Annotated in this window: 24 protein-coding genes; 16 read left to right on the top strand and 8 right to left on the bottom strand. The window is 74.9% G+C overall.

Annotated features, from left to right (window positions below; genetic code table 11):
* Positions 1 to 74: 74 nt before the first annotated feature.
* Positions 75 to 869 carry an HAD family hydrolase gene (locus AC4BG9_RS07910; RefSeq protein ID WP_490570533.1) on the bottom strand — a complete coding sequence of 265 codons (795 nt, stop codon included), beginning with the start codon at positions 867 to 869 and terminating at the stop codon, positions 75 to 77.
* A 206-nt stretch (positions 870 to 1,075) separates the two neighbouring features.
* Between AC4BG9_RS07910 and ssd the strand changes: the two genes are divergently transcribed.
* From ssd to AC4BG9_RS07860, 10 genes are all read left to right on the top strand, one after another.
* Positions 1,076 to 2,149, top strand: a complete 1,074-nt coding sequence (gene ssd / locus AC4BG9_RS07905; RefSeq protein ID WP_490570532.1) for a septum site-determining protein Ssd — start codon at positions 1,076 to 1,078, stop codon at positions 2,147 to 2,149.
* Entirely contained in the window at positions 2,146 to 3,303 is a 1,158-nt protein-coding gene (locus tag AC4BG9_RS07900; RefSeq protein WP_490570531.1) for a TadA family conjugal transfer-associated ATPase, read from the top strand. The genes ssd and AC4BG9_RS07900 overlap by 4 nt, the downstream gene beginning before the upstream one ends.
* Positions 3,300 to 4,127, top strand: coding sequence for a type II secretion system F family protein (locus AC4BG9_RS07895; RefSeq protein ID WP_490570530.1), 828 nt, complete (start codon positions 3,300 to 3,302; stop codon positions 4,125 to 4,127). The genes AC4BG9_RS07900 and AC4BG9_RS07895 overlap by 4 nt, the downstream gene beginning before the upstream one ends.
* A complete protein-coding gene (locus tag AC4BG9_RS07890) occupies positions 4,124 to 4,885 on the top strand; it encodes a type II secretion system F family protein (protein WP_490570529.1) in 762 nt (253 codons plus the stop codon). The genes AC4BG9_RS07895 and AC4BG9_RS07890 overlap by 4 nt, the downstream gene beginning before the upstream one ends.
* A 133-nt stretch (positions 4,886 to 5,018) precedes the next feature.
* Complete coding sequence (locus tag AC4BG9_RS07885) at positions 5,019 to 6,392, top strand: condensation domain-containing protein (RefSeq protein WP_490570528.1); 1,374 nt, start codon at positions 5,019 to 5,021, stop codon at positions 6,390 to 6,392.
* A gap of 20 nt (positions 6,393 to 6,412) precedes the next feature.
* A complete protein-coding gene (locus tag AC4BG9_RS07880) occupies positions 6,413 to 6,787 on the top strand; it encodes a DUF1330 domain-containing protein (protein WP_490570527.1) in 375 nt (124 codons plus the stop codon).
* Between the two features lie 163 nt (positions 6,788 to 6,950).
* Complete coding sequence (locus tag AC4BG9_RS07875; RefSeq protein ID WP_490570526.1) at positions 6,951 to 7,172, top strand: DUF4244 domain-containing protein; 222 nt, start codon at positions 6,951 to 6,953, stop codon at positions 7,170 to 7,172.
* Positions 7,173 to 7,174: 2 nt separating this feature from the next.
* Complete coding sequence (locus AC4BG9_RS07870; protein ID WP_490570525.1) at positions 7,175 to 7,552, top strand: TadE family type IV pilus minor pilin; 378 nt, start codon at positions 7,175 to 7,177, stop codon at positions 7,550 to 7,552.
* The gene (locus tag AC4BG9_RS07865) at positions 7,549 to 7,917 is read left to right on the top strand and encodes an Rv3654c family TadE-like protein (RefSeq protein WP_490570524.1); all 369 of its coding nucleotides are present in this window, start codon (positions 7,549 to 7,551) and stop codon (positions 7,915 to 7,917) included. The genes AC4BG9_RS07870 and AC4BG9_RS07865 overlap by 4 nt, the downstream gene beginning before the upstream one ends.
* Positions 7,918 to 7,991: 74 nt before the next feature.
* On the top strand, positions 7,992 to 8,336 hold the full coding sequence (locus AC4BG9_RS07860) for a hypothetical protein (protein ID WP_490570523.1): 345 nt from the start codon (positions 7,992 to 7,994) through the stop codon (positions 8,334 to 8,336).
* Positions 8,337 to 8,363: 27 nt separating this feature from the next.
* Here AC4BG9_RS07860 and AC4BG9_RS07855 read toward each other — a convergent pair whose 3' ends face one another.
* Together AC4BG9_RS07855 and AC4BG9_RS07850 are read right to left on the bottom strand one after the other, a co-directional pair.
* On the bottom strand, positions 8,364 to 8,747 hold the full coding sequence (locus AC4BG9_RS07855) for a hypothetical protein (protein ID WP_490570522.1): 384 nt from the start codon (positions 8,745 to 8,747) through the stop codon (positions 8,364 to 8,366).
* Between the two features lie 10 nt (positions 8,748 to 8,757).
* A complete protein-coding gene (locus tag AC4BG9_RS07850) occupies positions 8,758 to 11,106 on the bottom strand; it encodes a DEAD/DEAH box helicase (protein ID WP_490570521.1) in 2,349 nt (782 codons plus the stop codon).
* A gap of 123 nt (positions 11,107 to 11,229) precedes the next feature.
* On the opposite strand from AC4BG9_RS07850, the gene AC4BG9_RS07845 reads away from it, so the two are divergent.
* From AC4BG9_RS07845 to AC4BG9_RS07835, 3 genes are all read left to right on the top strand, one after another.
* A complete protein-coding gene (locus tag AC4BG9_RS07845) occupies positions 11,230 to 11,565 on the top strand; it encodes an STAS domain-containing protein (RefSeq protein WP_490570520.1) in 336 nt (111 codons plus the stop codon).
* Between the two features lie 176 nt (positions 11,566 to 11,741).
* Complete coding sequence (locus AC4BG9_RS07840; protein ID WP_490570519.1) at positions 11,742 to 14,069, top strand: sodium-translocating pyrophosphatase; 2,328 nt, start codon at positions 11,742 to 11,744, stop codon at positions 14,067 to 14,069.
* A 113-nt stretch (positions 14,070 to 14,182) separates the two neighbouring features.
* Positions 14,183 to 14,725, top strand: coding sequence for a hypothetical protein (locus tag AC4BG9_RS07835; RefSeq protein WP_490570518.1), 543 nt, complete (start codon positions 14,183 to 14,185; stop codon positions 14,723 to 14,725).
* A gap of 26 nt (positions 14,726 to 14,751) precedes the next feature.
* Here the strand turns inward: AC4BG9_RS07835 and AC4BG9_RS07830 are convergent, their stop codons facing one another.
* Both AC4BG9_RS07830 and AC4BG9_RS07825 read right to left on the bottom strand, forming a co-directional pair.
* Positions 14,752 to 14,931 carry a DUF1059 domain-containing protein gene (locus AC4BG9_RS07830; protein WP_490570517.1) on the bottom strand — a complete coding sequence of 60 codons (180 nt, stop codon included), beginning with the start codon at positions 14,929 to 14,931 and terminating at the stop codon, positions 14,752 to 14,754.
* Between the two features lie 28 nt (positions 14,932 to 14,959).
* Positions 14,960 to 15,859 carry a sensor histidine kinase gene (locus AC4BG9_RS07825; protein ID WP_490570516.1) on the bottom strand — a complete coding sequence of 300 codons (900 nt, stop codon included), beginning with the start codon at positions 15,857 to 15,859 and terminating at the stop codon, positions 14,960 to 14,962.
* Positions 15,860 to 15,942: 83 nt separating this feature from the next.
* On the opposite strand from AC4BG9_RS07825, the gene AC4BG9_RS07820 reads away from it, so the two are divergent.
* The gene (locus AC4BG9_RS07820) at positions 15,943 to 17,433 is read left to right on the top strand and encodes a DUF7059 domain-containing protein (RefSeq protein ID WP_490570515.1); all 1,491 of its coding nucleotides are present in this window, start codon (positions 15,943 to 15,945) and stop codon (positions 17,431 to 17,433) included.
* A 60-nt stretch (positions 17,434 to 17,493) separates the two neighbouring features.
* Here the strand turns inward: AC4BG9_RS07820 and AC4BG9_RS07815 are convergent, their stop codons facing one another.
* Complete coding sequence (locus tag AC4BG9_RS07815) at positions 17,494 to 19,392, bottom strand: carboxypeptidase-like regulatory domain-containing protein (RefSeq protein WP_490570514.1); 1,899 nt, start codon at positions 19,390 to 19,392, stop codon at positions 17,494 to 17,496.
* Positions 19,393 to 19,590: 198 nt separating this feature from the next.
* Between AC4BG9_RS07815 and topA the strand changes: the two genes are divergently transcribed.
* A complete protein-coding gene (gene topA, locus AC4BG9_RS07810) occupies positions 19,591 to 22,329 on the top strand; it encodes a type I DNA topoisomerase (protein WP_490570513.1) in 2,739 nt (912 codons plus the stop codon).
* 37 nt (positions 22,330 to 22,366) lie between these two features.
* On the opposite strand, the gene AC4BG9_RS07805 is transcribed toward topA, so the two are convergent.
* Positions 22,367 to 24,868, bottom strand: a complete 2,502-nt coding sequence (locus AC4BG9_RS07805; RefSeq protein ID WP_490570512.1) for a purple acid phosphatase family protein — start codon at positions 24,866 to 24,868, stop codon at positions 22,367 to 22,369.
* A gap of 247 nt (positions 24,869 to 25,115) precedes the next feature.
* Between AC4BG9_RS07805 and AC4BG9_RS07800 the strand changes: the two genes are divergently transcribed.
* Positions 25,116 to 25,736 (top strand): hypothetical protein, encoded by a 621-nt coding sequence (locus tag AC4BG9_RS07800; RefSeq protein WP_490570511.1) that lies wholly within the window; start codon positions 25,116 to 25,118, stop codon positions 25,734 to 25,736.
* On the opposite strand, the gene AC4BG9_RS07795 is transcribed toward AC4BG9_RS07800, so the two are convergent.
* A complete protein-coding gene (locus AC4BG9_RS07795; protein ID WP_490570510.1) occupies positions 25,706 to 26,329 on the bottom strand; it encodes a class I SAM-dependent methyltransferase in 624 nt (207 codons plus the stop codon). The genes AC4BG9_RS07800 and AC4BG9_RS07795 overlap by 31 nt on opposite strands.
* Positions 26,330 to 26,377 lie beyond the last annotated feature (48 nt).

Here is a 26,377-nt window from a genome sequence, read left to right as displayed (position 1 = left end):
ACGCCCGTGCGGGCGTAGAAACAAGGGTTTGACCGAGCCCCTCTCGACCTGGTGTCACCCTGGTTCAGCCTGGTTCAGGCAGGGCCGCGGTGGCGCCGGCTGTTGACCCAGACGTAGCCGCCGACGGCCACCGCGCCGCCCACCGCGAGGGCGGCCAGGGCCTGCTTGGCCGGCAGCGGGACCCGGGAGCCGAGCCGCACCGGGCGGGTGAAGGTCAGCACCGGCCAGCCGCGCTCGGTGGCCACCCGGCGCAGCTCCTTGTCCGGGTTGACGGCGAAGGGGTGACCCACCGCCTGGAGCATCGGGACGTCGGTGATCGAGTCGCTGTAGCCGTAGCTGGTGTCGAGGTCGTAGCCGCACTCCTGCGCCAGCGCCTCGATGGCCCGCGCCTTCTCCTCGGCGTAGGCGTAGTACTCGATCTCGCCGGAGTACTTGCCGTCGACGATCTCCAGCCGGGTGGCCACCACCCGGTCGGCGCCGAGCAGCTCCGCGATCGGCCCGACCACCTCGGTGCCGCTCGCCGAGACCACCACCACGTCGCGGCCGGCGGCGTGGTGCTCCTCGATCAGGTCGACGGCCTCGTCGTAGACGATCGGGTCGACCACGTTGTGCAGGGTGTCGGCGACGATCTCGCGCACCGTGGCGACGTCCCAGCCCGCGACCAGCTGGGACATGAAGCCCCGCAGCCGCTCCATCTGGTCGTGGTCGGCACCGCCGATGAGGTAGACGAACTGGGCGTACGCCGAGCGCAGCATGGCTCGCCTGGTGATCAGCCCGCCGGCCTGGAAGGGGCGGCTGAAGGCGAGAGTGCTCGACTTGGCGATGATCGTCTTGTCGAGGTCGAAGAAGGCCGCAGCCGCGCCAGGCATGCCTTCATGCTAGGCGGCGCGTCCTCGCCGGGTCGCCGAACGCCGCGGAAGGCTGGCCCGGTGGCCGCCTAAGCCGTCGCTCGCAGCGGGCTCCGCGGGCCGCTCGGCCCCCACAACCCGTGCCGTCCCGGACGCCGGGGCCTGCTCCTCCACAGGTGCCACGGTCCGTTCGGCGGCCCGCCCGGCCGGCCGGACAGGGTGGCGTCATGAGGGAGTCGAGCGCGGGCAGGTCCGGCACGGAGCAGGGGGCACGGCTGCTGGTGGTGAGCCGCGACCCGCGGCTGGTCGAGGAGGTCCACCGGCTGGCCGCGGGGGTGGGGGTGATGCCGTACGTGGCCGAGGGCAGCGCGGAGGCGCTGGCGTGCTGGCAGGAGGCGGGCGTGGTGGTCGTCGGCACGGACCTGGCCGCGGACCTGGCCCGGTCGGCACCGCCCCGCCGGCGCGGCGTCCACCTGGTGGGGTGCCGCGCGCCGGAGGAGGCCGACTTCCGCCGTGCGGTCGCGCTCGGCGCCGAGGCGGTCCTCGAGCTGGACCTGGCCGCGGGCTGGCTCGCCGGCCTGATGACCGACCTGGTGGCGGCCCCGCGGCACGGCCACGTCCTTGCCGTCCAGGCCGGCTCGGGCGGGGCCGGGGCGACCACCCTGGCCTGCGCCCTGGCCCAGGTGGCCTCCCGCTCGGGTCCGGTGCTGGTGGTCGACACCGACCACGGGGGCCCCGGGGCGGACCGGGTGCTGGGCTTCGACGGCGAGCCGGGGCTGGGCTGGGAGGCGCTCGTGGGCGCCACCGGACGGCTCAGCGGGGTCTCGCTGCGTGACGCGGTGCCCCGCCGCGGGACGCTCGGGGTCCTCACCTGGGGGAGCGGGGCGCCGGAACCGCCGACCCCCGAGGTGGTGCGGGCCGCCGTCGAGGCGGCGCGCCGGGTCCACGACCTGGTCGTCGTCGACCTGCCCCGGCTCCGCGGCGACCTGGTGGAGGAGGTGGTCACCCGCAGCGACCGGCTGCTGCTGGTGCTGCGTCCGACCCTGACCGGCGTCGCCGCCGCCTCGCGCGCCCTGGAGGCCCGGGCGGGCCGGGCCTCGCTGGTGCTGCGGGGCCGGGGGCTCTCGCCGGGCGACGTCGAGCGGGCGGTGGGCGCACCGGTGCTGCTGGCGATGGCCGAGCAGCGCGGGCTGGAGGAGTCGGTGGAGCTCGGGCTGGGTCCGGCCCGTGCCCGCCGCGGGCCCCTGGCGCGGGCCGCCGCACAGCTGCTCGCCGGCCTGGGAGAGCCGTGGACGGCATGAGCCTGCCCGGTCCGGCGACGGTCGAGGCGGTCCGTGAGCAGCTGGCCCGCGAGCACGGCGAGGTGACGCCGCACCGGGTCGCCGACGTGCTCCGGCGCCAGGGTCGCCCGGTCGGCGACGACGCGGTGCGCGCGATCCACGAGGTGCTGCGACGCACCGCCTTCGGGGTCGGGGTGCTGGAGCCCCTGGTGCGCGACGAGACGGTGACCGACGTGCTGGTCAACGGGCCGGGGCCGGTGTGGGTCGACCGGGGGCAGGGGCTCGAGCGGACCGAGGTCGAGCTCGCCGACGAAGAGGAGGTCCGTCGCCTGGCCCAGCGGCTGGCCGGCCTCGGTGGGCGGCGGCTCGACGACGCCACCCCCTGCTGCGACGTCAGGCTGCCGGACGGCACCCGCTTCCACGCCGTGCTGGCCCCGGTGGCCCGGCCGGGGACCCTGATCTCCCTGCGGGTGCCGCGCTCGGCCGCCTTCACCCTCGACGACCTGGTCGCCGCCGGGGCCCTCACCGCTCCGGGGGCGCGGCTGCTGCGCGACGTGGTGGCCGGACGGCTGGCCTTCCTGGTCAGCGGCGGCACCGGGTCGGGCAAGACCACGCTGCTGGCCACCATGCTCAGCCTGGTCCCGCCCGACGAGCGGATCGTGCTGGTCGAGGACTCCTCCGAGCTGCGGCCCGACCACCCGCACGTGGTCGCCCTGGAGGCCAGGCCGGCCAACGTCGAGGGGCAGGGGGCGCTCGACCTGCGCCACCTCGTCCGGCAGGCGCTGCGGATGCGCCCCGACCGGCTGGTGGTGGGCGAGGTCCGCGGCGCGGAGGTGGTCGACCTGCTGGCCGCCATGAACACCGGCCACGAGGGCGGCGCCGGCACCCTGCACGCCAACGCCGCCACCCAGGTCACGGCCCGCATCGAGGCGCTGGCCGCCACGGCGGGCCTCGGCCGGGCGGCCACGGCGAGCCAGCTGGGCGCGGCGGTCGACCTGGTGCTCCACGTGGTCCGGGGGCCGGACGGCGTGCGCCGGCTCGGCGAGGTCGCCGTGCCGCAGCGTGTCGACGACCGGGTCGAGATGGTCCCGGCGCTCACCTTCGGCCGTGACGGGACCCTGCGGGAGGGGCCGGCGGCCGACTCCCTGGCCGACCGACTGGCCGGACGACCGTGACGGGGTGGGTGGCCGCGGCCCTGCTGGGTGCCGCCGTGGTGCTGGCCGGGCCCCTGCCCGCGGTCGGCCCGGGCGCCGGGCCACGCGCGCCGGGCCCGGGCGGGCCCCCGGACGGAGCCCCCGACGAGCCGGCGCCGGGCGTCCGGGCGGCGGCCCGACTGGTGCTGGTGTGCCTCGGCGGGATCCTCGCGGGCGTGGTCAGCGGCGCCCTGGGCCCCCGGGGTGCGGTGCACGCCGTCCTCGCCGGCGGCGTGGTCGCCACCGTGCTGGGCCTGCTCGCGCGGGGGCGCCGGCGGCGCTCCTCGCGGGTGCTGGCCGACCAGGTCCTCGAGGCGTGCGGCGCGCTGGCCGACGAGCTGCGCGCCGGCCGCAGCCCCGAGCGGGCGCTGGAGCTGGCGGCCCGGGACTGCCCCGAGCTGGCCCCGGCCGTGCGCGCCTCGCGCCTGGGGGCGGACGTGCCGGGAGCCCTGCGCCGCGGCCGGCACCCCGACCTGCGGCTGCTGGCGGGAGCCTGGCAGGTCTCCCACCGCAGCGGCGACGGCCTCGCCACCGCCCTCGGCAGGGTCGCCGACGGGCTGAGCGCGGCCCGGGCGACCCGACGGGTGGTGGCCTCCGAGCTCGCCTCGGCCAGGTCGACGGCGCAGCTGCTGGTGGCCCTCCCGGGGCTCGCGCTGGTCGGCGGCGCGGGGAGCGGCGCGCGACCCTGGGAGTTCCTGCTCGCCACCTGGGTCGGCACCGGCTGCCTGGTGGGCGGCCTGGCCCTGGGCCTGGCCGGCCTGTGGTGGATCGAGGCGATCGCCGCGGACGTGGAGGACGAGCTGTGACAGGCTCCGTCGACCCGGCCCTGGTGGCGGCCGGACTGGTGGGGGCCACCGTCCTGCTGGCGTCGCGGCCCTCGCCGGTGCGGCAGCGCCCGGAGCCGGCCGCCGCCGGTCCCGGCGGCGACGTCCGCGGCTGGGGGAGGCGGGCCGTGCTCTGCGTCCTGGCGGGAGCCGGCGCCCACCTCTTCGTCGGCGGACTGCCGGGCCTGGCCGCCGGGCTCCTGGCCGGCGGCCTGTGCTGGCACACCCTGGGCCGGGTCGAGGCGCCCGGGGTCCGCCGGGCCAGGGCCCGCGCGGCGCGCGACCTGCCGCACCTGGTCGGCCTGATGGCGGCCGGGCTGCGCGCCGGAGCCCCGCCCGCGCACGCCCTGGCGGCGGCCTGCGGCGCCCTGCCGGGGGAGGCCGCCACGGCGTTCGCCCCGACCCTGGCGCGCCTCGCGCTCGGGGTCGACCCGGCGGTGGTGTGGGCCGAGCTGGCTGCGGCGGACCCGCCGGACCGGGACGGGGTCGGCGGCGCCGGGGTGGCGGTGCTCGGGCGCACCCTGGCCCGCGCGCACCACACCGGCGCCTCGGTGCGCGAGACCGTGGAGGGGCTGGCCGACCAGCTCGCCGGGCAGTCGCGCGCCGCCACCGAGGACCGAGCACGGGCGGTGGGCGTCCGGGCCGCGCTGCCCCTCGGGTTGTGCCTGCTGCCGGCCTTCCTGCTGCTGGGCATCGTTCCGGTGGTGGCTGGGCTGGCGGCACAGCTCGGGGCCGGCTGAGCCGACGAGCCTTGACAGGATCGCCCTCGCCCGCGAGCGTGTGACTCCTCGCCGGCACGGTCGGGCGTGCGGGGGTGGCGAGGACCCAGCAGGGAGGGCCGGGTTGCGTACGACGAACTTGGGAGCCGCACACGTGCGTCCCGGCAGGGTGACGGCCTGGGTGCCGACGGGGCGCTGCCTCGAGGCCCAGCGGGCCAGCCCTGCGGACCCGCGCCCGCTCACCGTCGACCAGCACCACCACCTCCTCGCCGCGCTCGGCCATCCGGGGGCGGACGCCGCCGAGGCGCCGTGGATCGGGTTCTCCTGCCGCCTGGAGAACGCCGGGCCCGAGCCCCTCGCCGCCGCCCTGGCCAGCTTCTTCGACCGGCACGAGAGCCTGCGCTGCGACTACGAGCGCGACGCCGGGCACTTCACCCGGCGCCTGCTGCGCGCCGGCGAGGTCGAGTTCGAGCCGCTCTCCTTCGGGGTGGCGCCCGACCACCACAGCGCCCACGCGTGCGTGACCGAGCACCTCTCGGCCAGTGCGCAGCCCCACGTGTGGCCGCGCGCCGGCTTCGTGACCGTCGAGGACGAGGGGCACGTGACCCTCTTCGCCGCCTTCGACCACGTCACCTTCGACCTGGCCTCGATGCACGCGGCCGTCGACGAGATCCCGGTCCTGCACCGTGCCTACGTCGCCGGAGACGGTCCCGACCCCGCGCTCGCCGCCCCGGTCAGCCACCTCGACCACGCCGCCGCGGAGCAGGAGCGGCTGGCCGGCATCACCCCCGACGACCCGAGGCTCGAGCCGTGGCGCGAGCTCCTCGAGGACGGCGGCCTGCCGGGGCTGCCCCCCTCCTCCGGCGTGGGCCGCACCGAACTCCACGCGCACGAGCTGGTCTCGATGCCACTGGCCACCCGGAGCGAGACGACCGAGCTCGAGGAGCTCCTCGCCCCCTGGGACGCCACCTTGGAGAGCGCCGTCCTGGCGCTGGTGCTCCGCGCCGTCGCCGCCCAGGAGGGGCCGGCCCCCCACCTGGTCTCCACGCTGCTCGCCGTCCCCGGCCGCACCCCGCAGCAGCGGGGCGCGATCGGGTGGTTCGCCCAGACCGTCCCGCTGCGCTTCGAGGTCGACCCGGGCGGCGCGCTGTCCGACCTGGCCGCCGCGGTGGAGGAGCGGCGGCGCCGGGTCGGTGCCGAGCCGGTGCCCGCCCCCGTGGTCAGCCAGGTCCTCGGTGTCCCCGTGCGCCCGAGCCTGGTGCTGGCCTTCGTGGACCACCGCAGCGGCCCCGGGGTGGCGGCGTGGAAGGCCAGCCGGGCGCACGGCTTCCTCGGCCACGTCCCGGCCGGCGACCAGCTCCACATGTGGATCACCTGCCTGCCCGAGGGCACCTTCCTGGAGGCCCGGCACCCGGCCACGTCGGAGTGCGGCGCCTGGGTCGCCACCTTGGCCGTCACCATCCGCCGGGCGGTGCTGGCCGAGCTGGACCCACGACCCGTCTTCGCCTCGGCCCCCGTGTCGCGGTGAGAGAAGCAGGAGGGGACGAGATGGAGGTCGAGCCGTCGCAGCCGGACCTCGACGACTTCCTGGCCGACGCGCCGGACGAGCCGTTCGTGATGCTCAACCTGCTGCGGTACGCACCCGACGGGCGCGGCCTCTACGGGGAGTACCTGCGCCGTGCGTCCCCGTTCGTCGAGGCGGTCGGGGCCCGGGTCCTCTACTTCGGCAAGGGCGAGGAGCCGCTGGTCGGCGAGGAGCACTGGGACAGCATCATGCTGGTCTGGTACCCCTCGCCGCGGGCGTTCCTCTCGATGGTCGCCCGGCCGGGGTACGCCGAGGTCGCGGGCCTGCGGAAACGGGCCCTGGAGGCCGCGGTGCTCCAGCCCTCGCGTCCGGTCGGGCTGCGGCCCGACCCCGCCTGAGGCACGACACCCCGCACGCCGCCGCACGACCGCTGGTGCTCCACAGGGGCGTCCGACGCGCCCTTCTGCACAGCGGCTGGCCGGCGCGGCGCCCGCCCTTCCTCCATCCCGCGAGGCTCCTCGGGACGGTCGCGACGGGCGGCCGCGAGAGGGAGGAGTCACCATGGAGACAGACGTGCCGGAGGCCGCGCAGGCGGACGAGAGGGCGACCGAGACGGTGGGGCAGCGCGACGAGCGGGGGATCACCACCGCGGAGTACGCCGTGGGCACAGCGGCGGGTGCCGGCCTCGCCGGCCTGCTCTACAAGCTGCTCACCGGGGGCTTCGGCGACAACCTGCTCAAGACCCTCTTCGACCACGTGCTCGAGCTGCTGGGCATCGGGTGAGAGTGGCGGCTCGCCGTCCCCGGCCCCGGCGGACCCAGCGCGGCGCGGTCACCGCCGAGCTGGCGCTGGGCATCCCGGTGCTGATGGCGCTGGTCCTGGTGCTGGTCTGGATGGTCGCGCTCGGCGCCGCCCAGGTGCGCGTGGTCGACGCCGCGCGCGAGACGGCGCGGGCGCTGGCCCGCGGCGAGACCCGGCCCGAGGCCCTCGCGCTGGGACGGCGGGTCGCGCCCCCGGGCGCCCGGTTCGAGATCCGGGACGAGGCCGAGGTGGTCGTGGTCAGCGTCCGGGCCGAGGCCGCCGCGCCGCCCGGGCTGCTCGGTGCCGTCCCGCGGCCCGAGGTGGCGGCCGAGGCCGTCGCGGCCTGGGAGGAGCCGCCGTGAGCCGACCGGCGCCGCGCCGCGACGAGCGCGGCGCCGCCACCGTGCTGGTGGTGGCGATGAGCGGCGTGCTCCTCCTGGTCGCCCTCGCCGTCGCCGGGGTGGCCGGGCTTGTGGGCACTCACCGGATGGCGCAGTCGGCCGCCGACCTGGCCGCCCTGGCCGGAGCGGCGGAGGCGTTGCGCGGCGGGGACGGCTGCGCCCGGGCCACCGAGCTGGCCAGCGCCAACGGCGCCACGCTGGTCGACTGCCGGGCGGAGGCCGCGTGGGTGCAGGTCGAGGTGGAGGTGGCGCCGCCGACGGCCCTGGGCCTGGCCGACCGGCTCTCGGCCCGGGCCCGGGCGGGGCCGGTCGGCCTGGCGCAGTGACCCGGCCCGGGCGCGAGCGGAAGGTGAGTGCGCATGCTCATGCCGACCACTCGCGGACGGCGGAGGGTGGTGGGGTGAACTCTCTGCTGCTGGCTCTCCTCAGGGTCCCGGGACCCCTGGTCACCGGCTTCTTCGCCACGATCGGGATCTGGGGGCTGGGCTTCGGTGTGATGACCGACTGCACCAACGAGTACAGCTGCTCCACCGACACCTGTGACCCGTGCCTGGCCGCGAACGTCCTCCTCCTCTCGAGCTGGGCCGTGCAGGGGTTCCTCTTCGTGCTCGCCGTCGGTCTGTGGCTGCCGGCGCTCGCGAGACGACTTGAGCGGCGCACCCTCGCGCTGCTCGCACTGGCTGTCCCGCTGGTCTCGCTCCTCGTGTTCGCGAGCACGGCGTGGGTGACCCGCCTGTCGTACTGACTGGTGCTGACTCGTCCTGACGGGGACCTAGGCGGGAGGGCGCCCGGGGTCGCCGGGCGGGCCCGGGTCGTTCCGGTCGCCGTAGCTCCCCGCGTCACCCACGTCGCCGTGGTCCGGGTGCGAGCCGTGGTCGCCTCGGCCCCCGTGGCTCTCGGCGTTCGCCCGGTCGAGCTTGGCGTTGAGCTTCTGGAGCTCCCGTCGCTCGCGGCGCGAGGCGATGCTGCGCTTGGTCCCCCACTTGAGGATGGTGAGGCCCCACAGCACGCAGACCCCCGCGGCGAAGCCGACCAGGAAGATCGAGAGCGCCGGGAGGTCCATCCCGAGGAGCTCGGCGGTCCCCTCGCTGACGAAGAGCGCGGCCAGGATCGCGATCCCGCCGACCACGATGAGGACGAGCCCGAGAGCGACCATGCAGGTCACGCTACCGGGCGGCGTGCTCCAGGAGTAGGTCGAGAAGGCGGGTCGCGCCGGACTTGTCGAGCGGGTTGTTCTGGTTGCCGCACTTGGGGGACTGGATGCACGAGGGGCAGCCCTCGTCGCACTCGCAGGCGGCGATCGTGTCGCGGGTGGCGGTCAGCCACTGCCGGGCGGCCCGGTAGCCCCGCTCGGAGAACCCCGCCCCGCCCGGGTGCCCGTCGTGGACGAAGACGGTGAGCACCCCGGTGTCGGGGTGCCTGGCCGTGGAGACACCGCCGATGTCCCAGCGGTCGCAGGTCGCGAAGAGCGGGAGCAGGCCGATCGAGCAGTGCTCGGCGGCGTGGGCGCTGCCGGGCAGGTCGGCGGCGTCGAGGCCGGCGCTCGCCAGCACGTGGTCGGGGACCTGCCACCACACGGCGGTGGTCCTCAGGTCCCGCGGGGGGAGGTCGAGCGGCTCCTCGGCGATCACCTCGCCGCCGGGCTGGCGGCGCTTGAGGTAGGAGACCACCTGGTGGGTGACCTCGACCTCCCCGAAGGAGAGGCGGCAGTCGCCCCAGCGCTCGTGCTCGCGCTCGGCGACGATGGTGATCTCGGTGGTCTCCCGCGCCGAGGTCGACCAGTCGACGTCGGCCCGCTCCATGGTGGCGACCCGGTCCCCGAGGTCGAGCTCGCCGACCAGCCAGGACTCGCCCCGGTGCAGGTAGACCGCGCCGGGGTGCGCCGTCTGGTGGGCGCTGGAGGCGTCGACGGTGCCCACGACGCGGCCGCTGGACCCCTCGATCAGAGAGAACGCCGCACCGCCGCTGCTGCGGATGTCGGTGAGGTCGCTGGGCCTGGTCCGGTCGGTCCAGTACCAGCCGCGCGGCCGGCGGCGCAGCAGGCCCGCCTCGGTGAGCCCGTCGACCGCCTCGCGGGCGGTCGGGCCGAAGAGCGGGAGGTCGGCCTCGGTGAGCGGTGCCTCGTGGGCGGCCGCGCACAGGTGGGGAGCCAGCACGTAGTGGTTGTCAGGATCGAAGACCGTCGCCTCGACGGGCGCGCCGAGCAGGCTCTCGGGGTGGGCCACCAGGTAGGTGTCGAGCGGGTCGTCGCGGGCCACCAGCACAGCCAGCGCGTCCTGGCCCTCCCGCCCGGCCCGGCCGATCTGCTGCCACATCGCCGCCCGGGTGCCGGGGAAGCCGGCCAGCAGCACGGCGTCCAGCCCGCTGATGTCGATGCCCAGCTCGAGGGCGTTGGTCGCGGCGAGCCCGGTGAGCCGGCCCGCCCGCAGCGCCGCCTCCAGGGCGCGGCGCTCCTCGGGGAGGTAGCCACCGCGGTAGGCGGCGACCCGCCCGGCCAGCTCGGGGTCGACCTCGGCCAGCAGCTCGGCGGCGCGCACCGCCACCTGCTCGACGCCCCGCCGGGAGCGGAGGAACGCCAGGGTCGAGACGCCCTCGACGACCAGGTCGGCGAGGAGGTCGGCGGTCTCCGAGGACGCCGCCCGGCGCACCGGGGCGCCGTTCTCCCCGGCGAAGGAGGTCAGGGGCGGCTCCCAGAGCCCGACGCAGAGCTCGCCGCGGGGCGAGTGGTCGGCGGTCAGGGGGAGGACGTCCAGGCCGGTGAGCCGGCCCGCGGCCTCCGCGGGCTCGGCCACGGTCGCGGAGAGCAGCACGAAGGTCGGGGATGAGCCGTAGAGGGCGCAGACCCGGCGCAGGCGGCGCAGCACCTGGGCGACGTGGGCGCCGAAGACCCCGCGGTAGTGGTGGCACTCGTCGACCACCACCACCTGGAGCCCGGCCAGGAACCTCGCCCACCGGCTGTGCCCGGGGAGCAGCGAGCGGTGCAGCATGTCGGGGTTGGTGAGCAGGTACTCGGCGTGGTCGCGGGCCCAGTCGCGCTGCTCCCGGCTGCTGTCGCCGTCGTGGGTGGTGGCCCGCACGCCCGTGCGGAGCTCCTGTAGGCCGGCGAGCTGGTCGTGGGCCAGCGCCTTGGTGGGCGCCAGGTAGAGCACCCCGGCGCCCCGCTCGTCGCGGGGGCCGCGGCGTTCGAGGAGGCTGGTGAGCGCGGGGAGCTGGTAGGCCAGCGACTTGCCCGAGGCGGTGCCGGTGGCCAGGACGACGTGCTGACCGGCGCGGACCGCGTCGGCGGCGACCACCTGGTGGCGCCACGGCGCGTCGATGCCCCGGCGCTCGAAGGCCTCGCGGACCACGGGGTGGGACCACTGCGGCCACGGCTCGTGCACGGCGGGCCGGGCGGGCAGCACCCGGACGTGACGCAGCCGCTCCTCGCGGCCGGGGAGGTGCCCGAGGCGAGCGAGCAGCTCGCTCGTGCGGGAGGAGGTGGCGGTCGACGGGGTGGCCGACGTGGTGGGGGGCACGTCCCCAAGTCTGACAAGGAAGACCGACAGAACCCGAAAGCGTGGTTTGATATCTTCCGCAGACAGCACGGGAGCGTCCTGCTCCCCGTGCCTGAACCCCGCGGAAAGGCCGAGGAACACGACGTGGACCTGACTCTTGTGACACGCGACGTCGACGGCAAGACCGTTGTCGCTGTCGGGGGCGAGATCGACGTCTACACGGCCCCCAAGCTGCGCGACAAGATCACCGAGCTCGTCGGCGCCGGTGTCTACGACCTCGTCATCGACCTGGCCGACGTGGAGTTCCTCGACTCGACCGGTCTCGGCGTCCTGGTCGGCGGGCTCAAGAAGGTCCGGGCCCACGACGGCTCGCTCGCCCTGGTCTGCAACCAGGACCGCCTGCTGAAGATCTTCCGGATCACCGGCCTGGCCAAGGTCTTCGCGATCCACGAGGACCAGACCAGCGCCCTCGCCGGCTGACCAGCCGCCTCCAGCTCCTCCAGGGGCCCGTACGCCGACGGCGTACGGGCCCCTGTGACGTGCGCCAGATCCCGTGCCGGCATGGGATCCGGGCGTTCGGGGGTGGCGTGGTGCGGGTCACATCTGCGTAGACTCCGCCTCGGTTGGACTCATCCGCACGACCCAGGAGGCCGTTCATGCTCGGGATCCTTCCCACCGTCGTGGAACCGGAGCTTTCGGGGAGCAACCTCGCCCTGGTCGTCGTCGTCCTCGTGATCGCGCTCGGCGCGCTCGTGATGGCGGCGGTCTTCCGGTCCCAGGTGATGGCTGCCTCCGATGGCACCGGCAACATGAAGACGATCGCCCAGGCCGTGCAGGAGGGCGCCAACGCCTATCTGGCGCGCCAGTTCCGCACGCTCGCCCTCTTCGCCGCCATCGCCTTCTTCGTGCTGCTGGCGCTGCCGGCCGACGACCTGTCCGTCCGGATCGGGCGTTCGATCTTCTTCCTGCTGGGGGCGGGGTTCTCCGCGGCGATCGGCTACCTGGGCATGTCCCTGGCGGTGCGGGCCAACGTCCGGGTGGCCGCGGCCGCCCAGAACGAGGGCCGCGACCCGGCCATGCGGATCGGCTTCCGCACCGGCGCCTTCGTGGGCATGGCCACCGTGGGCCTGGGCCTGCTCGGGGCCAGCGTGGTGGTGCTGATCTTCCGCGACGAGGCCGCCCACGTGCTGGAGGGCTTCGGCTTCGGGGCCGCCCTGCTCGCGATGTTCATGCGCGTCGGCGGCGGCATCTTCACCAAGGCCGCCGACGTGGGCGCCGACCTGGTCGGCAAGGTCGAGCAGGGGATCCCCGAGGACGACCCGCGCAACGCGGCCACCATCGCCGACAACGTGGGCGACAACGTGGGCGACTGCGCCGGGATGGCCGCCGACCTCTTCGAGTCCTACGCCGTGACCCTGGTCGCCGCGCTCATCCTCGGCTCGCAGGCCTTCGGCGACAAGGGCCTGGTCTACCCGCTGCTGATCCCGGCCGTGGGTGTCCTGACCGCCGTCCTGGGGGTCTTCCTGACCAGGCCGCGGGCGCAGGAGAACGGCCTGACGACCATCAACCGGGCCTTCTACGTCTCCGCCGCCGTCGGCGCCGTCGGCTCGGTGGCGCTCTCCTACCTCTACCTGCCGGGCAGCTTCGCGGAGTTCGGCCCGGCCTTCGCCCTGCTGGACGGCGACCCGCGGCTGATCGCCTCGGCCGCCGTCGTCATCGGCATCGTGATGTCGGCCGGGATCCTGGCTCTCACCGGCTACTACACCGGCACCGAGTACCGCCCCGTCAAGGACGTCGGGAAGACCTCGCTGACGGGCGCCGCCACGGTGATCCTCTCGGGCCTCTCGGTGGGCTTCGAGTCCGCGGTCTACACCACGCTGGTCATCAGCAGCGCCGTCTTCGGCGCCTACCTGCTGGGCGGCGCCTCGCTGACGGTCTCGCTCTTCGCCGTCGCCCTCGCCGGCTGCGGGCTGCTGACCACGGTCGGGGTGATCGTCGCGATGGACACCTTCGGGCCGGTCTCCGACAACGCCCAGGGCATCGCGGAGATGTCGGGCGACGTCAGCGAGGAGGGGGCGCAGATCCTCACCGAGCTCGACGCCGTCGGCAACACCACCAAGGCCATCACCAAGGGGATCGCGATCGCCACCGCGGTGCTCGCGGCCACCGCGCTCTTCGGCTCCTACGCCACCTCGGTCTTCGAGGCGCTGGCCGACTCCGGCTCCGACGAGGTGCTCCGCTTCGAGGTCTTCAACCCGGCGGTCCTGGTCGGCGTGCTCCTCGGGGCGGCCGTGGTCTTCCTCTTCTCCGGCCTGGCCATCAACGCCGTCGGCCGGGCCGCCGGCGCGGTGGTCTTCGAGGTGCGCCGGCAGTTCCGCGACATCCCCGGGATCATGGAGGGGACCACACGCCCGGAGTACGGCAAGGTCGTCGACATCGTCACCCGCGACTCCCTGCGCGAGCTGGTCGCGCCGGGCCTGCTCGCGGTGCTGGCGCCGGTGGCCGTCGGCTTCGGGCTCGGCGTCACCGCGCTGGCCGGCTTCCTGGCCGGCGCGATCGGCGCGGGCACCCTGATGGCGGTCTTCCTGGCCAACGCCGGCGGGGCTTGGGACAACGCCAAGAAGCTCGTCGAGGACGGTCACCACGGCGGCAAGGGCTCCGACGCCCACGCCGCCACGGTCATCGGCGACACCGTCGGCGACCCCTTCAAGGACACCGCCGGTCCCGCGATCAACCCGCTGATCAAGGTGATGAACCTGGTCTCGCTGCTGATCGCCGGTGCGGTCGTGTCGCTGAGCGTGGGCGAGGACCAGAACGACGTGCTGCGGGTCGCCATCGCCCTGGCGGCGGTCGCGATCATCGTCGTGGCGATCTGGGTCTCCAAGCAGCGCGAGGTGGCGATCAACGACGACGGGGACGACGGCGGGTCCTCCTCGATGGAGCCCGGGCGGCGTACCCGGCCTAACATCGGGCCCAGCGCGTGATCATCAATCGGAGCGATGCCACCGGCGGGGCGGCTCCCCTATAGTCGCCGCAGTCCACGACAGGTCACCGCAGCCGGGCGCGATGCGCGCCCTCATCGAAGGGCAGTTCCCGCATGCGTCGTCTCACCCCGTTCCTCCTCGCCGCCCTCCTCGCGCTGCCGCTCACCGCGTGTGGCGGCGAGGACTCCGAGGGTGGCGACGAGGAGGCCTACGTCGACGCGCTGGCCACCGAGATGGCCGGGAAGTCCTCGCCGATGGACGGCGAGCAGGCCCGCTGCTTCAGTGAGGGGTTCATCGACGTGGTCGGACTCGACCGGGTGAAGCAGGCGGGCAGCCCCAGCGAGTTCGCGGCCCAGTCCAACGGCCTGGAGTTCACCTCGGTCGAGCTCAAGGACGACGAGGCGCAGACGATCTACGACAACTTCGGCGAGTGCGGCGTCGACCTGCGCGGCACCTTCCTGACCCAGATGGACGCCGACACCACGGTGCCGGAGGCGGCCAAGCAGTGCATCAAGGACGCCCTCGACGAGGAGGTGCTCCGCGGCTTCTTCGTCACCTCCATGGTCGAGGGCCAGGAGGCCGCCGCGTCCAACCCCACGCTGCTGAGCTCCCTGATGGCGTGCGTGCCCGAGACCGAGAGCCCCGCCGCCGGCTGAGGGTCGTCGGCCGTCGCCGGCCGGGGTCAGGCGGTGGAGACGATCCGGCTCTCCACCGCCTGCACCACCTCGGGGGTGAGCTCGGTGATGCCGTGGTCGGCGGCGGCATGTGCGGCCACCTTGGCCAGCAGCACGTCGCGGTCGGTCTCCTCGAAGCGCGACGCGCACCCGGGCATCACGTCGCCGCAGGCCAGCTTGAAGGTCATGGGTTCTCCTGGTGGTCGGTCGGCCGTCTCACGGTGAGACGGCGGTGGTGAGCAGGGGGGCGGGGCCGGCGGCGGGCACCCGCACCCACAGGACGGCCCGGTGGTCGTCCTGCTCGACGCCGAGGGTGCCGCCGTGCGCCACGGTGAGCGCCCGGGCCAGGTAGAGCCCGATGGTGACCCCGGAGGCGTCGTCGTTGAGGTCGAAGGGGTCGAAGAGGGCCTGCAGCACGGCCGGGTCGATGGGGTCGGCGTCGCGGACCACGCGCAGCTCCACCCACGGCTCGGCGACGACCACCTCCCACCGCAGGGTGCGGGGCGCCGGCTGCGAGCCGCCCGCCTCCCACAGGTCGCGCAGCACCCGCCGGAAGAGCGTGGGGTCCACCAGCACCGCGGGACCGGTCGCCCCGTCCGCGGCGAGGTCGGCAGGGAGGCAGCCGGGCAGGCCGTCGGCGCCGGCGAGGTCCGCGAGCAGCCGGCCTACGGGCACCCGGCGCGGCTCGGGCCGCAGCAGGCCCAGGGAGGCGGCGGCGAGGAGCTCCACGTCGCGGATCCGCTCGGTGAGCCGCCCCAGGGCCTGGTCCAGCTTGTCGACGGTGCGCGCCACCGGCGGTTCCAGCTCCTCGTCGGCCAGCAGCCCGACCCAGCCCCGGGCCACCGTCAGCGGGGTCCGCAGCTCGTGGGCGAAGGCGGCCAGGAAGCGGTCGCGCTGCTGCGCGGCCCCGGGCTCCGGGCGGTTGGTGACCGTGGCGGTGCCGGAGGCGACGAACCCGCGCACCCAGCGCGTCAGCACCGCGCGGTCCACCCCGTGGCGGTGGGCGACCTCGCCCGGCTGGGCGCCGCCGAGCACCTCGAGCACGGCGGTGACGCGCAGATCGACGGAGGGCTCCTCGAGACCGCCGTCGAGGAGCTGGAGGTCGAGGGTGGTCATGTGGGTCCCCATCGGCCCCGCGCGCGCGTTGCTGAGCCTTTGCCGCGTCCGAGTCCGTCGTGGCCTCTGCGAGGATGAGCGCCATGTCCGACCAGCTCGCCGCCCTCGCCCGGGAGCTGCGCTCCCACGTCATCGCCGCCGGCTTCACCTACGACGCCGTCGCCGAGCTCCTCGGCCCACAGGCCCACGCCGCCCTCGGCCGCAACGAGACGACGCCGGGGGTCCGGGCCACCCGGGGCGGCTCGCCGCTCGAGACGCTGACCCGGCTCTTCCTGCTGCAGGTGCCGGTCAGCGCCGAGCACGCCGAGCAGGCGCTGCCCGGCCTCCTGGACCGGCTCGCCGCCCAGGGGCTGGTGGAGCGCTCGGTGGGCGAGGTGGCGGCCCGCCTCGACGTGCGTCCCTATGCCACCGACGACCCGGACCTGCCGGACCTGTGGGTGGTCAGCGACCTCACCCCCGGCCTGGACGGCAGCCAGACCCGGGTGGGCCCCGACCACGTGCTGGGGATCAGCCCCGCCTCGACCTCGCTGGCGCAGATGACGCTGCGCGAGCCCGTCGGCAGCTCGCTGGACCTCGGCACCGGCTGCGGGGTGCAGGCCCTGCACCTGGCCGCCCACAGCCGGCGGGTGGTCGCGACCGACGTCAACCAGCGGGCGCTGTGGATGACCCGGTTCAACATGGCGCTCAACGACGTGGCCGGCGTCGAGGTCCGCGACGGCTCGTTCTTCGAGCCGGTCGCGGGCGAGACCTTCGACCTGATCGCCACCAACCCGCCGTTCGTCATCTCCCCGGCGACCGGCGAGCGGCTGGTCTACCGCGACTCGGGGCTGCCCGGCGACCGGGTGGTCGAGCACATCGTCCGGAGCGCCCCGGGCCTGCTCAACGACGGCGGCTGGTGCCAGGTGCTGGCCAACTGGGTGATCGCCCGCGACCGCTCCTGGTCGGAGCGCCTCGAGGAGTGGATCCCGGCGGGCACCGACGCCCTGGTCGTGCAGCGGGAGGTGCTGGACCCGGCGGCGTACGTCGAGCTGTGGCTCAAGGACGCCGGTCACCACGGCGGCCCCGACTACGTGCGCCGCTACGACACCTGGCTCAGCTGGTTCGACGAGCAGCAGGTCGAGGGCGTGGGCTTCGGCTGGATCAACCTGCGCAAGGGCGGCCCGACCGCCGGCACGGCCCGCGAGCTGCTGGAGTGGCCGTACGAGGTGGAGCAGCCGATCGCGCCCGCCACCGCCCGCTGGGCCCGCGCCCGCGACCTGCTGCACCGCACCCCGGACCTGACCGGGCTGCGGCTGGTCGCCCCGGTCGACGTGGTGCAGGAGACGCACGGACAGCCGGGCGCCGAGGACCCCGAGACGATCGTGCTGCGCCAGCAGCGGGGGCTGCGCCGGGCCCGCAAGGTCGACACGGTGGAGGCGGCGCTGGTCGGTGCCTGCGACGGCGAGCTCGAGGTGGGGCAGATCCTCGACGCGATCGCCTCGCTGCTGGGTTCCGACCCGGCCCGGCTGCGGTCCACCCACCTGGCGGCGGTCGCCGAGCTGGTCGCCGAGGGCTTCTTGGAGGAGGCCCACTGACGGACGGGTCCCGCGCAGCCACCCTCCCCGATGGCGGCGCGGGACCCAGCTCGGGGGGCGTCAGACCTTCGTCGGCTTCGAGACCGCGCTCGCGGTCTGCGGGTTCCCCCCGAAGAGGGCCTGCAGCCTCGTCGCGCGCTTGCTCGAGCCCTGCAGCGCACGGAGCTTCGCCGCCTTGACCATCAGCGTGACCCGCGTGGTCCGAGCGCCGACCGTCTTCTTGGCGAGGACCTTCTTGCCCGCCTTGAGGGTGACCAGACCGGCGCTCGACCCGCCGGCGGAGACCTTGAGCACCACGACGACGGCGACCTTCTTGCGGGTCGACCTCGACTTGTCGACCTTGAGCCGCACCTGGGACGACGCGAGTGCGGGTGGCGCGGGCGCCGGCGCGGGGGTGGGCGCCGGCGTGGGCACGGGCGTGGGCACGGGCGCCGGCGTGGGCACGGGCGCCGGCGTGGGCACGGGCGTGGGCACGGGCGCCGGCGTGGGCACGGGCGTCGGCGTGGGCACGGGCGTCGGCGTGGGCACGGGCGTGGGCACGGGCGCCGGCGTGGGCACGGGCGTGGGCACGGGCGTCGGCGTGGGAGTCGGGACGGGCGTGGGCGTCGGGTCGGGCGTCGCCGTGGGCACCCCGGCGACGAGCCGGCCGAGGACGACCGGTGCCTGCCCCACCGTCACGCTGTGCGGCCCCACGCCGGTCTCGGGGAGCTCGCTACCCCCGCCGAGGAAGAGCGGAGCGGCACCGGCCTGGACGAACTCCAGCGTGACCGTCGACTCCCGCGGGAGCCGGACCCGGAAGGTGCCGTCGGGGCCGGTGGTCGCCGTGGCGCCGGTGGGCGAGTAGAACGGGTCGTCCCAGCGGTGCACCACCACGGTGACACCGGGGCGGGGCGTCCCGTCGGCCGCCAGCAGGGTGCCGCTGGCCGTCAGCGGGGCGAGGAGGACGTCGTCGCGGGTGATCTCGGCGAGCGAGTCCGGGACGACGAAGACGCCGGGGGAGCTCGGGGAGGTCGGTTCGGCCCCGCCGAGCCAGCCGGAGTCCGCCAGGTCGGCGACGTCGTCGGTGACGAAGCGCAGCGTGTGCGGTCCGGGGGCGGCCAGCTCGACCGCGTACTTGCCGCCGTTGCGGGAGCGGTCGGTGCCGACCAGCCTGAACTCGCCGGCCGTGGCGTCCCAGCGGTGGAGCTCGACGTCGACCCGGTCGAGCGGCTCGGGCTCGGTGGCTCCGGGGGCGCGGACGACCCCGCGCACGTGCGGCGCCGAGCGCAGCGCCAGGACGGGCGCGGTGACCGTGCCGGAGACGGGCAGCGGGGCGCTCGTCGCCGGGTCGCGGGTGCCGCCGAGGTAGGCGTTGCGGTGGCCGGCGGCCGAGGCGCCGATCGTGTAGGTCAGGCCGGGGCCGTACTTCACGTCGGCGAACCGGTAGACCCCCTGGGCGTCCGTGGTGGTCGCGGCGACGACCTCGTGGCCGGAGTACGGTGCGGCGTCGCCCACCAGGCGCACCAGCTCGACCTCGGCGTCGGGCAGGACGGGACCGTTCTCGGTGCGGACCGTCCCGGTGACGGTGCCGTAGGCGTACCGGGTGAGCGTGACCGTGGGCACGGTGACCGTCTGGTCGGCCGCCACCGGGTAGGTGGTGGGCAGCGTGAGCGTCGCGAAGACGTCGCTCTCCTCGGCGAAGGTGAGGGTGTAGGGGCCGCCCGCGGTGACGTCGACCTCCCAGCGGCCGTCGGGGTCGGTGTCGAACGGGTAGTCGCCCTGGGCGGAGCGCGCGACCCCGTCGACCGAGCCGGTCTCCCCGCCGCCGGCGGCGCTGACCCGGCCCGACAGGAGCCCCCACTCCGGGTCGTCGGCGGCCTGGGCCAGCGAGGGCACGACGAGGACGGTCAGCAGGGCGAGGAGCACTCCCAGGAGGGCCCTCGGGGCGCGGCGGCGCGGCGTCGATGACACGGGTCTCACCGGCGCACTTTGACAGAACCGGAGCCGCGGAGGCCCGTGTGGCGCCCTGATTCCCCTAAATCGGGGACGCCGCCCGCGCGCCGACGCGGCCCACACGGGGGACGGCGTGAGCGGCGTTGATGAGATGTCGCGCTACCGTGTCGGCTCTGAGCCTCGCGTGAGTCCCACGTGCGGTCCCTCGAGCAAGGAAAACAAGAAGTGGCGCACAAGCTGGTCATCGTGGAGTCCCCGACCAAGGCCCAGAAGATCGGTGGGTACCTCGGCAAGGGCTATGTGGTCGAGTCGTCCATCGGCCACATCCGCGACCTGCCCCAGAGTGCCGCCGACACCCCGGCCACGATCAAGGACAAGCCGTGGGGCCGGCTCGGGGTCGACGTGGAGCACGGCTTCGAGCCCTACTACGTCGTCCCGCGGGACAAGAAGAGCCACATCACCAAGCTGAAGAAGCTGCTCAAGGACGCCGACGAGCTCTTCCTCGCCACCGATGAGGACCGTGAGGGCGAGGCGATCGCCTGGCACCTGCTCGACGAGCTGAAGCCCAAGGGCATCCCGGTGCGCCGGATGGTCTTCCACGAGATCACCAAGCCCGCGATCCTGGCGGCCGCGGAGAACCCCCGCGAGATCGACATGGACCTGGTGGAGGCCCAGGAGGCGCGCCGCATCCTGGACCGTCTCTACGGCTACGAGGTCTCCCCGGTGCTGTGGAAGAAGGTCATGTCCGGCCTCTCCGCCGGCCGGGTGCAGTCGGTGGCCACCCGCCTGGTCGTCGACCGCGAGCGCGAGCGGATGAAGTTCCGCGTCGCCTCCTACTGGGACCTCGAGGGCACCTTCGACGGCGGCGCCGAGGCCGACCCGCGGATGTTCCCCGCCAAGCTGCACTCGGTCGACGGCAAGCGGGTCGCCCGCGGCTCGGACTTCACCCAGGTCGGGGAGCTCAAGTCCCCCGACTCGGTCGCCCACCTGGACCGAAAGGCCGCGGAGGGCCTCGTCGAGGCCCTCTACGACACCTCCTTCGAGGTCCGCTCGGTCGAGTCCAAGCCCTACAAGCGCTCGCCGTACGCCCCCTTCCGCACCACCACGATGCAGCAGGAGGCCGGCCGCAAGCTGGGGATGAGCGCGTCGGTGGCCATGTCGGTGGCCCAGCGTCTCTACGAGAACGGCTTCATCACCTACATGCGTACCGACTCCACCACGCTCTCCAGCGCGGCGGTCGGAGCTGCGCGTGACCAGGTCCGCGAGCTCTACGGCGCGGAGTACCTGCCCGACGCCCCTCGTACCTACGCCTCCAAGGTCAAGAACGCCCAGGAGGCGCACGAGGCGATCCGCCCGGCCGGCGACACCTTCCGCACCCCCGCCCAGACGGGGCTCAAGGGCGACCAGTTCCGGCTCTACGAGCTGATCTGGATGCGCACCGTCGCCTCCCAGATGAAGGACGCGGTCGGCCAGTCGGTCTCGGTCCGCCTCGGGGGGACCGCCTCCGACGGCCGCGACGTGGTCTTCGGTGCCTCGGGCCGGGTGATCACCTTCCACGGCTTCCTGAAGGCCTACGTCGAGGGGCTCGACGACAGCTCCAAGCAGCGCGACGACCAGGAGACCCGCCTCCCCGAGCTGGTGCAGGGGGCCGCGGTCAGCGCCGCGTCGATCTCCGCGGCCGGCCACGAGACCAAGCCGCCGGCCCGCTACACCGAGGCGACCCTGATCAAGGAGCTGGAGGACCGCGAGATCGGTCGCCCCTCCACCTACGCCTCGATCCTGGGGACCATCCAGAACCGCGGCTACGTCTACAAGAAGGGCACGGCGCTGGTGCCCGCCTGGATCGCCTTCTCGGTGATCCGGCTGATGGAGGAGCACTTCCCCCGCCACATCTCCTACGAGTTCACCGCCGACATGGAGGACACCCTCGACGAGATCGCGGCCGGGCGTCGCGACCGCGTCACCGAGCTCGGCGAGTTCTACTACGGTTCCGACAAGGTCACCGGCCTCCACCCGCTGGTCACCGGGCTGGGCGACATCGACGCCCGCGAGCTCGCGACGTTCCCGGTGGGCGGGGAGGACTCCGGCATCCACCTGCGGGTGGGGCGCTACGGGCCCTACATCGAGGAGGTCCCGGGTCCGGACGACGACGGGACCGCGCCGGCCAAGCGGGCCAACGTGCCCGACGACCTGCCGCCCGACGAGCTGACCCTGGCCAAGGCCAAGGAGCTCCTCGCCAACCCGGCGGGCGAGGAGATCGAGCTCGGTGTCCACCCCGAGACCGGCCTGAGGGTGGTGGCCAAGAACGGTCGCTACGGCCCCTACGTCACCGAGGTGCTCCCCGAGGACGCGCCCAAGAGCGCCAAGCCGCGCACCGGCTCGCTCTTCAAGTCGATGTCCCTCGACACGGTCACCCTCGACCAGGCCGTCCAGCTGCTCAGCCTGCCGCGCGTGGTCGGGGTGGACGCCGAGGGCGTGGAGATCACCGCCCAGAACGGCCGCTACGGCCCCTACCTGAAGAAGGGCACCGACTCCCGGACGATCGACTCCGAGGAGAAGCTGCTCACCATCACCCTGGACGAGGCGCTGGCCATCTACGCCCAGCCCAAGGCTCGGGGTCGCGGCGCGGCCACCGCACCGCTCAAGGAGCTCGGCAACGACCCCGTCTCGGGTCAGCCGATCGTGGTCAAGGCCGGCCGCTTCGGCGAGTACGTGACCGACGGCGAGTACAACGCCACCCTGCGCAAGGACGACACGGTCGAGGACATCACCCTCGAGCGCGCGGCCGAGCTGCTGGAGGAGCGGCGCGCCAAGGGTCCGGCCAAGAAGGGTGCCAAGAAGGGCGCGAAGAAGTCGCCCGCCAAGAAGGCTCCCGCGAAGAAGGCGGCCGCGAAGAAGTCCACGGCCAAGAAGACGGCGGCGAAGAAGACGACGGCGAAGAAGGCCGCCGCCAAGAAGGCCTGAGCCGCGGCGTCGCCCCAGCGGGCGACGCCGCGCCGGCTCACCGCCGGACCTTGAGCCTCACGACCGCACGGGCCCGCGCGTAGGAACCCGTGTCGTGCGGGAGGAGCACGACGACCAGCCGGGCCGTCCCGGTGCCGGAGGGGACGAGCCGGGGCCGGACCTTGCCCAGGGAGACCTTGGTCCGGCCGGTGGCGGTGACCCGCACGGTGCGGTGGACCTTCTTCCGGCCCAGCCGCAGGGTGACCCGGGCGGTGCCCGAGGTGGAGGCCTGCAGCCAGGCCACCCCCCGTCGTCCGACGCGGAGCCGGGCGCCGGCGACGCGGACGCGGGCCCGCTGCTTGCCGGCGCCGGCTGGTCCCGGGGGCCGGGTCTCCGGGGGCCGGGTCTCCGGGGTCCGCGGGCCCGGGGGCGTCGGCGCCACGGCCGGGACCGTCGGCGTCGGGGTCGGTGCGGCGGGTTCCGGCGGCCGGGTGCCCGTCTCGACCACGCGCTTGGTCCCGTCGGCGGCCTTGTGGATGGTGAACGAGTCGAGCACCTCGCCGACCACCAGGGGCCGCGCGGGCACGGTGTAGGCCCCGGGCGCGGTCTCGGCCAGGAACGAGCGGTAGACCAGGGCGTCCTCGGAGACCGTGACCACCTGGTAGGTGGTCACCCGGGCGCCGAGGAGGACCTGGGTGGCGCCGTTCGCGGTCCACACGTTCCGGGCCGGGGCCTCGAGGTTGTAGTGCCGGTCGCCGGAGTTGCTCACCACGTAGACCGGGCCGTCGGTGACCCCGGGATCCGCGGTGCGGTCCTCGTCGAGGTAGCCCCGCGCGTAGGCGTGGTCGTGGCCCATCTGCACCAGGTCGACGTCGTGGCGCTGGAGGACGGGCAGCCAGTGCTTGCGCAGCAGCGGCTCGTCGCGCCCCGCCGTGGCGGAGAGCACCGGCTGGTGGAAGGTGACGACGTTCCACCGCGCGGGGGAGGCGCCCAGCACGTGGTCGAGCCACGCCGCCTGGTACTCCACCCACAGCTCGGCCATCCGGAGCTCGGGGCAGTCGTCCCCCGCGCAGGAGGGCAGCGCCGCCGGGGTCAGGAACTGCAGGTCGCGGGTGGCGTTGACGGTGACGAAGCGGACGTCCTGGTAGTCGGTGAAGTAGATCGTCTCGTGCGCCAGGTCGCGCCAGTGGTCGAAGAGCGCGCGGTGCTGGCGGGCAGCCGCGCCGTCGCCCACCGCGCGGGCCGCGAGCGCGCCGATGGTGCCGCTGTCGGGGTGGTTGGCGGGGTACTCGAAGTGCGCCTTCCACGAGCGGAGCAGCCGGTCCCCGGCGTACTCGTGGTTGCCCGGGGCAGCCAGCACGTTGGTGCCGGCCGCGGAGCGCGCCATGGCGCGGAACCAGCTGTCCCACAGGTGGTCGTGGTTGCCGACGTCGACCAGGTCGCCGGCGTGCACCGAGCCGATGGAGTCGGGCGCGCTCGCCTCGGCCATCTCCACCACCCGCGGCCAGGTGGTGTCCAGCCCGGTCTGGGCGTCCCCGTAGTAGACGTACTCGAGGTCGGGGTCGTCGGGATCGGCGGTGGTGAAGGCGGCCCAGGACGACCAGACGGGCGCCACGCCCACCCGGTAGCGGTACGTCGTGCCGGGCGCGAGGTCGCTCAGGGTGGCGGTGAAGTGACGGCGGGCCTGGTTGGGTGCCGGCCCGCGGCTGCTCGCCGCCACGGTGCGCACCGCGCCGCCGGCCGCCGGCTGGAGCTCGACCTGGCCGGGCGTGTCCTCGGCGGTGGCCGCGAGCCAGGTGACGTGCTGGGAGGTCGCCGGCGTCGCGGTGGGCGTCAGCACGACCCGGCTCGGCGCCGGCTCCGTGGGTGCCGGGGGCGGGGCCGGGACGGGAGCGAGCCGGTCCAGGGACCACCAGATGTCGGAGCTGTCGGGGCGGCCCTGGTGGAGCGCGACGGCCAGGGTGTTGGTGCCGACGCGGAGGTCCTGGGAGGCGAGGGTGAAGTCGAGGTCGCCGCCGACACCGTCGTCGAACGCGAGGTTCGGCGTGCCCGGCTCCACCAGGTGCCGCACCACCTCGCGGCCGTTGAGGTAGATCAGGGCCGCGTCGTCGACGTAGGCGTCACCGACCAGGTCGCGGCCCGAGGCGAGCAGCTCGGGAGTCACCTCGAAGGTGGTCCGGAAGAAGTAGGTGCGCACGTTGCTGAGGGCACCTGTGGGGCGGATCGGCAGCTGGGTGACGGCGACCCGGCCCTGGTCGAACGCCGGCGTCTCGCCCTGGCTGCCCAGGCGACGGCCGCCGAACCCGCCCTGGCCCGACGCCCAGCGGCTGTCGTCGTAGCCCGGGGTGGTCCACACCCGCGGGTCGGCCGGCGTGCCCGGGTCGGTGTCGTCGGCCAGGTAGCGCCAGGTGGTGGCGGGACCCACCAGCGGACCGGTCGCCTGCGCGGCGTCGCGCGGACCCTGCGTCGGGACGGCGACCGATCCCGCGGCGAGCAGGGTGGCCAGGGCGGTGAGCAGCCCCCGAAGACGGCCGCGGCTCCTGCTCGACAGCGATGTCATGGCTCCCCCGACGTCGTCGCCGCGACCACCCCCCGTGGTCGCGCGCTGGGGACAGTCAACCCCAGACCGGCCCCGACTGCCCGGTCGTCTTGCCCCGGGGAAGGGGCAGAAGGACCCCTTGATCCCCTGGCGGATCGGGCGCACGCTGGATGGAGGAGGAACGCCCATGACCATGTCGCAGACACCTGACAGCTTCCCGATCTTGTCCCGAGGCCGCCACCGAACGCCGCGATCGGGCGCGTGCTTCATGGAGATGGCCTCCGTGCTGGCCGGTGAGCGGTGGAGTGACCATCCGGCCTGCACCGACCCGCTCCTGGCCGAGCTCGCCCGGCTCGTCAACGACAACATCAGCGACGGGGAGCGCTCCGCGCTCGCGGTGATGGTGCCGTCGGTGGTGGGGCTGCGGGGCGGACCGCGCACCGAGGTCGAGGTCGCGGCGGCGGCGGCGATCCACGCCCTTCCCCTCTCGCCGCAGTCGGTACAGCGTGCCCTGGCCGCCGGCCTGCTCTCGGTGCAGCGGCTGCTGGAGGTGATCGGCGACCCCGAGCCGGGTCGCGGCACCACCAGGGCCGAGATCGAGGAGGTGCTGCGCGAGGTCCCCGGCGAGGCCGGGTGGGCCCGGCGCTTCGCCCAGGGCAGGCCGGTCTCGGAGAAGGTCTTCCACAAGCGGGTCGCGCCCACCCTGGTCCGGGCCGCGGTCCGGGGGGTGCGGGGTGAGAACGCCGACAGCGACCAGCGTCTGCGCTCGCTCCTGGAGGCTGCCATCGCGGCGGCCGTCCGGAGCCTGCCCCCGGTGCCCGAGCCGGGCCCGTTGCCCGGCCTGACCCGGCCCGGAGGTCAGCTGCGGGCGGAGCCCAGGAAGCCGTAGCCCCACGGGCGCGCGGCCGCGGGGCCGGAGACCAGGTAGCGCTGCTCGAGCGCGACCGGTTCGAAGCCCGCGGCCGCGAGCAGTGCCGGCAGGTCGTGGGTGAGCCGGCAGCCGCCGCAGACGCAGCCCTGGAGGCCGTTGAGCCGGTGCTGCCACCGGGCCACCGCGGTGTCGGGGGAGAGACCGTGCTCGAGGAAGGCGAGGGTGCCGCCGGGCCGTAGCGCTCGGCGTACCTCGGCCAGCGCCCGCGCCGGGTCGGGGATGGTGCACAGCGAGAAGGTCACCAGCGCGGAGTCGTAGGCCTCGTCCCCGGTGTCGAGGGCCTGGCCGTCGACGCCGATCCGCTCGACCGGGACACCTGCGGCCGCCCGCCGGGCCGACGAGCGGGACCACCCCAGGTCCGAGGGCTCGACGGCGTCGACCGAGGTGACCGCGGCGGGCAGGTGCGGCAGGTTGAGGCCGGAGCCGAACCCGATCTCCAGTACCCGCCCGGTCAGCGGGGCGCACACCTGCGTGCGCAGCTCCCCGATCTCCGGCGCTGCCAGGGTGGCGTCGGTCAGCCGCGGCACCACGTGGTCGGTCCACCAGCTCATCGGCCCAGGCTAGTCCCGTCGCGCCCCGTCGCGCCCCGTCGCGCCCCG

Source organism: Nocardioides sp. Z40_12 (assembly GCF_058215795.1).
This window is presented reverse-complemented; position numbering and strand designations above follow the sequence as displayed.